At 73.4% G+C, this 5,160-nt stretch carries 4 protein-coding genes and 1 pseudogene; 3 read left to right on the top strand and 2 right to left on the bottom strand.

Annotation, left to right across the window (positions count from 1 at the left end; all coding sequences use genetic code 11):
* From RMO85_RS06620 to RMO85_RS06610, 3 genes are all read left to right on the top strand, one after another.
* A partial coding sequence (locus RMO85_RS06620) for a M1 family metallopeptidase (RefSeq protein WP_310527785.1) occupies positions 1 to 1,264 on the top strand: 1,264 nt, incomplete at its 5' end.
* Positions 1,265 to 1,479: 215 nt separating this feature from the next.
* Positions 1,480 to 2,421 carry an NAD-dependent epimerase/dehydratase family protein gene (locus tag RMO85_RS06615; RefSeq protein WP_310527783.1) on the top strand — a complete coding sequence of 314 codons (942 nt, stop codon included), beginning with the start codon at positions 1,480 to 1,482 and terminating at the stop codon, positions 2,419 to 2,421.
* Entirely contained in the window at positions 2,418 to 3,203 is a 786-nt protein-coding gene (locus RMO85_RS06610; protein WP_310527780.1) for an SDR family oxidoreductase, read from the top strand. Before RMO85_RS06615 ends, RMO85_RS06610 begins: the two co-directional genes overlap by 4 nt.
* A gap of 36 nt (positions 3,204 to 3,239) precedes the next feature.
* On the opposite strand, the gene RMO85_RS06605 is transcribed toward RMO85_RS06610, so the two are convergent.
* Positions 3,240 to 4,259 (bottom strand): hypothetical protein, encoded by a 1,020-nt coding sequence (locus RMO85_RS06605; protein ID WP_310527777.1) that lies wholly within the window; start codon positions 4,257 to 4,259, stop codon positions 3,240 to 3,242.
* Positions 4,256 to 5,160, bottom strand: a pseudogene (locus RMO85_RS06600) (hypothetical protein); the annotation flags it as partial. The gene RMO85_RS06605 and the pseudogene RMO85_RS06600, both read right to left, overlap by 4 nt.

The following is a 5,160-nucleotide window of genomic DNA, read 5'->3' as shown; positions in this document are numbered from 1 at the left end:
CGGGCCCGATGTCGACGCCCTGCTCTACGACCTCGACCTCGCGTGGCAGCCGGCGGCGCGCACGCTGAGCGGCACCGCGACGATCACGTTCCGGGCCGCGCGCGACGCCCGCCGATTCGGCCTCGACCTCGCGGCCCCGCTGGAGGTCTCGAGCCTGACCCTGGACGGCGACGAGACGGCGTACGCCCATCGCGGCAAGGACCTCGTCATCGAGCAGCGCGTCAGCGAGGACAGCGAGCACGAGCTCGTCATCTCGTATGCCGGCACGCCGCGCCCGGTCCCGGCGCCCACGACGCGCCGCGACTTCTCGACGCTCGGCTTCACCGTCACCGACCGGGGCGAGGTGTGGACGATGCAGGAGCCGTACGGCGCCTACAGCTGGTATCCCGTCAACGATCAGCCCGCCGACAAGGCGCTCTACGACATCTCGGTCACCACGCCTGACCCGTGGACAGGGGTCGCCAACGGTCGACTGGTGGCGGACGCGTCCGAGGACGGGCAGCGGACGACCGAGTTCCAGCTCGACGAGCCCGCATCGTCCTACCTGATCACCCTCGGCATCGGCGACTACGCACACTCGACGGGCACCTCCGAGAGCGGGGTGCGGCTGGACTACTGGTATCCGCGCGGCCAGCCGCTCGTGCTCGACGACATGACGGCCGGCAACGACGCGATCGACTGGATCGAGGCGCGCCTGGGCCCCTACCCGTTCAGCTCCGCCGGCATCCTCGCCACCGACTCGATGTCGGCGATGGAGACGCAGACGCTGGTCACGATCGGCAACAACGAGTACGTCCGGTCGCCCGCCGTGCTCGTGCACGAGCTCGTCCACCAGTGGTTCGGCGACCAGGTCTCGCCCGCCGACTGGCGCGACGTCTGGCTCAGCGAGGGCATGACGATGCTGATGCAGGGGCTGTGGGAGGCGGACCACCGGGGCAACAGGATCGGCGTCACCATCGCCACCTGGCGCGGCCTCGACCAGCAGCTGCGCGACGACTACGGACCGCCCGGCGACTACGACCCGGCGCAGTTCGGCGGCTCGAACATCTACTACTCGCCCGCCCTGATGTGGAACGAGCTGCGCCTCGAGGTCGGCGACGACGAGTTCTTCCGGATCGCACGGTCGTGGCTGGCGGCGCACGACAACACGTCGGTCACCCGCGAGGACATCTATGCGCACTGGGAGAGGGAGACCGGGCTCGAGCTCTCGGCGTTCTTCGACGCGTGGATCGTGGGGCGTACGACCCCGCCGCGTGGTCTGTGACGGGGCTGGTGGGCGGGCCTTAGGCCTGCCCGCTTTCATGTAACACGCTGTCCGGTGCTCTTCCACGTCGTTGCAACAGCGCGGAAGAGCACCGGACGACGTGTTACAAGTAGTCCAGGGCCCGGTGCCGGCCTCCGGCGTCGGGTTCCGACGTCCCCGTTGCGCCCCTCGCGAACACCCTTGCCGTGGGCCGGGCAGCCCGGTGGAGTGAACGGATGCGACTCCTCGTCCTCGGCGGCACCAGGTTCCTCTCCCGCGCAGTGGCCGAGCGGGCGGTGGCCCGTGGCTGGGACGTCACCTGCGCCTGCCGCGGGTCGTCGGGACCGGTGCCGGCCGGCGTCACCCACCTGGCGTGGGACCGCTCGCTCGACGCGCCGCCCACGATGCTCGAGGGCGAATGGGACGCGGTCGTCGACGTCGCCCGCCTGCCGTCACACGTGCGCCGCGCCGTGGTCGCCGTCCCGGACGCGCACTGGGTCTTCGTCTCGACCATCAACGTGTACGCCGACGACGCCTCGTCCACGGTGGAGCCGATCACCACGGACCTGGCGGAGGACCCCGAGGCGTACGGCCCGATGAAGGTCGCCTGCGAACAGCTCGTCACCGGCGGGGCCCGGTCCTCGATGATCGTGCGACCCGGCCTCATCGTCGGCCCCGGCGACGAGTCCGGCCGTTTCTCCTACTGGCCCGACCGGCTGGCCCGGGGTGGTGAGGTGCTGGCGCCCGGGTCGCCCGACGACGTGGTCCAGGTGATCGACGTACGCGACCTCGCGTCCTGGCTCCTCGACGCCGGCGAGGCCCGGACCACGGGTGTCCTCGACGCGGTGGGGTCCCCCCTGCCGCTCGGTGAGCTGCTCACGCAGGTGGCCGCCGGCGTGGGCTCCGAGGCGACCTTCACCTGGGTCGACTCCGAGTTCCTGACCGGTCAGGACGTCCAGCCGTGGGCGGGTGAGGGGTCGATCCCGTTGTGGCTGCCACGGCCGGAGCACGACGCGATGATGTCGCACGACGCCGGGCCGGCGATCGCGGTCGGCCTGCGCCTGCGACCCGTCGCCGAGACGGCCCGCGACACCCTCGGCGAGACCGCGATCGGGATCACCGCGCGACGAGAGAGCGAGCTGCTCGCCGCCTGGCACGCGCTCGAGGTTGCCAAGTGACCAGGACCTACGCCGTGACCGGCGGCGCGTCGGGCATCGGTGCGGCCACCACCGCTCGCCTTCGAGCCGACGGACATCGCGTCGTCACGATCGACCGGGTCGACGCCGACGTGGTCGCCGACCTCTCGACCCCCGCCGGACGAACGGCTGCCGTCGACGGAGTGGGTTCCCTGTGCGGCGTACTCCACGGCCTCGTCGCGAGCGCCGGCATCGCCGGCGGCACCGGCGGCGACGGCGCTCTGGTGGCGTCGGTCAACTACTTCGGCGCGGTCGACGTCGTGGTCGGCCTGCGGCCGCTGCTGGCCGCCGTCGGCGACGCGAGCGTCGTCGTGCTCTCCTCCAACTCGGTCGAGTGCCAGCCCGGCTGGCCGGTCGAGGTCGCCGAGGCGATCCTCACCGGGGACGAGGCCGTCGCCCGGGCCGCTGCCGGTGCTGTCGAGGCGGTGCAGGTCTATCCGGCCTCGAAGGCCGCGCTGCGGTGGTGGGTACGCCGCAACGCCCCCGCCTGGGCGGCCGACGGGATCCGCCTCAACGCGATCGCGCCGGGGCTGGTCGAGACCCCGATGGCGGCGATCATGCGCGCCGACCCCGAGCTCGGCGCCTTCGTCGACGCCTACCCGAGTGCCCTCGGCCGGCCCGGCCGCCCCGAGGAGGTCGCGGCCGCGATCGCCTGGCTGCTCGGCGACGAGTCTTCGCTGGTCGTCGGCACCACGCTGGTGATCGACGGCGGCACCGACGCACTGCTCAACCCGAGCGGTCCGTCGGTCTCGCCGCGGGCGTAGGCCCTCCCCCCGTGCCGCGACGCCACCGCGGGCAGGTCAGGACCGTCCGTCGTCCTCGACCTCGTCGGAGGCTGGGTCTTCTTCCGACCCGTCGTCCACCGGCACGGACTCCACCGGCTCCTCCTCCACCGGCACGGACTCCGGCGTCTGCGCCTCCACCGGTGCGGGCTCCTCCCTGAGCATGCCGGCGGCGGACCCCGACAGTGTCGTGAGCATCTGGCGAACGTTGACGAGCTGCTCGTTGATGCTGTCGCGGCGCTGGGTCGCGGCCGCGAGCTCGCGCTCGGAGTCGGCACGCACCCGCTCCGCGTTGGCGCGGGCCTCGCGCACGATCGCGGTCGCCTGGCTCTGCGCGTCGGCGAGCACGCGCCGGGACTCGATGTCGGCGGCTTCGCGCTCCTCGTCGGCCCGGGCCCGCATCTCCTCGACCTGGCTGCCCAGCGTTTCGAGCTGGAGCTGGGTGGCGCCCTGCTGCTCACGGAACTCGGCCGCGGTGCGCTCGCGGCGAGCGGCCAGCGTGGTCTCGAAGTCGGACGCCGCCCGGGCCGCGTTGGCACGCTGCTCCTCGTAGATGGCCTCGGCCTCCTGGCGGCGAACGGCGGACTCGCGCTCGGCGGCGTCGCGGATCTCGTCGGCCTCGCGCTGGGCATCGGACAGGACGCGACCGCTCTCGGCGTCGGCGTCGCGGCGCCGCTGGTCGGCGTAGTGGTCGGCTTCGTCCCGCAGTCCGATGGCGGACTGCTCGACCTGCTTGCGAAGATGCTCGGCCTCGACCTCAGCCCGCTCGCGGACGGCCGCGGCCTCCTCGTCGGCGAGCGTCAGCATCTGGGCGATCCGCCCACCGAGGTGCTCGAAGCTCGGCGGCGCCACCGGCTCCGACTCCCGGCCGGCGCCTTCGGCGGCGTGCTCCTCCAGCAGGCGCACGCGTTCGGCGTACGACGTGGCGTGCTGCTCGGCGGTCGCCACCCGCTCGGCGAGCTCGGCGAGACGGCGGTCGACCTGGGCGGGTTCGTAGCCGCGCAGGACGACACGGAACTGCGGGTCGGACTGGGTCATGACGGATCCTCTTCATGGGGGCTGGGGGTGTCGGTGGGCGAGTCGGGTCTGGGGGTGGCCTCGGCGGGCCGTGTCTCGGGCGAGACCGCCAACGCCTCGATGACGCCGGACAGCTGGTTGAGCTCGGCGGTGATGCCGTCGCGGCGGCTGCGCAGGGTGGTGACCTCGAGGCGCGCATCGGCCAGCAGCGCCTTGGCCTTCTGGCGCATGTCGTCCGCCGCGGCGCGCGCCTCGGTGAGCATCCGCAGGGACTCCTCCTTGGCCCGGCGCAGCTCTTCGGAGGCGGCATTCTGGGTGCGGACGACCTCTTCGGCCGTCTGGCTGCGCAGGCTCGCCGCGCCGGCTTCGGCCACGGCGCGCCGCCGCTCCGCACGCTCGGCCACGCGGTTGCCCTGCCACTCCGCCTCCTGCCGCACCCGGTCCGCGTCGGCCTCGGCCTCGGCCCGCACGCGAGCCGCGTCGGCCTTGGCGGCCAGCACGACGTCGGCAGCCGCGTCGCTGATCTCGACGGCCCTGCGATCGGCCTCGGCGACCTGGACCCGCAGCCGCTCGGTGATGCGGTGCAACACCTCCTGGGCGCGGCGCCGGTGGCCGGCGACATGCTCGCCCGCCTCCCGGTGCCCGGCGCTGCGCAGCGACTGGCGCTCCTGCTCGCCGGCGACGAGGAGGGAGTCGACGGTGGCCTTGGCCCAGGCGGTCTGCTCGGCCGCCGCACCGAGCTCTCGATCGGCCTCGACCCTGGCCTCGGCGAGCAGTGCAGCCGCCGTCTCCACGGCTCGGGCATGCTCGGCAGCGGCCTCGTCGCGGAGCGCCGCTGCCTGTTTCGCGGCGTCGTCGCGCAGCTGGCCCGCCTGGCTCGCAGCCGCTTCGAGCAGCGCCTCGGCCTCGGCGTGGGCGGCCG

The organism is Nocardioides sp. (assembly GCF_031422975.1).
Taxonomy (GTDB): domain Bacteria; phylum Actinomycetota; class Actinomycetes; order Propionibacteriales; family Nocardioidaceae; genus Nocardioides.
Note: the sequence above shows the minus strand (reverse complement) of the source record. Positions and strands in the feature narration are given on the sequence as shown.

Excerpts from the sequence above, each read along its gene's own strand:
- RMO85_RS06605 (WP_310527777.1), bottom strand. The coding sequence starts at position 4,259 with ATGACCCAGTCCGACCCGCAGTTCCGTGTCGTCCTGCGCGGCTACGAA.
- RMO85_RS06615 (WP_310527783.1), top strand. The coding sequence starts at position 1,480 with ATGCGACTCCTCGTCCTCGGCGGCACCAGGTTCCTCTCCCGCGCAGTG.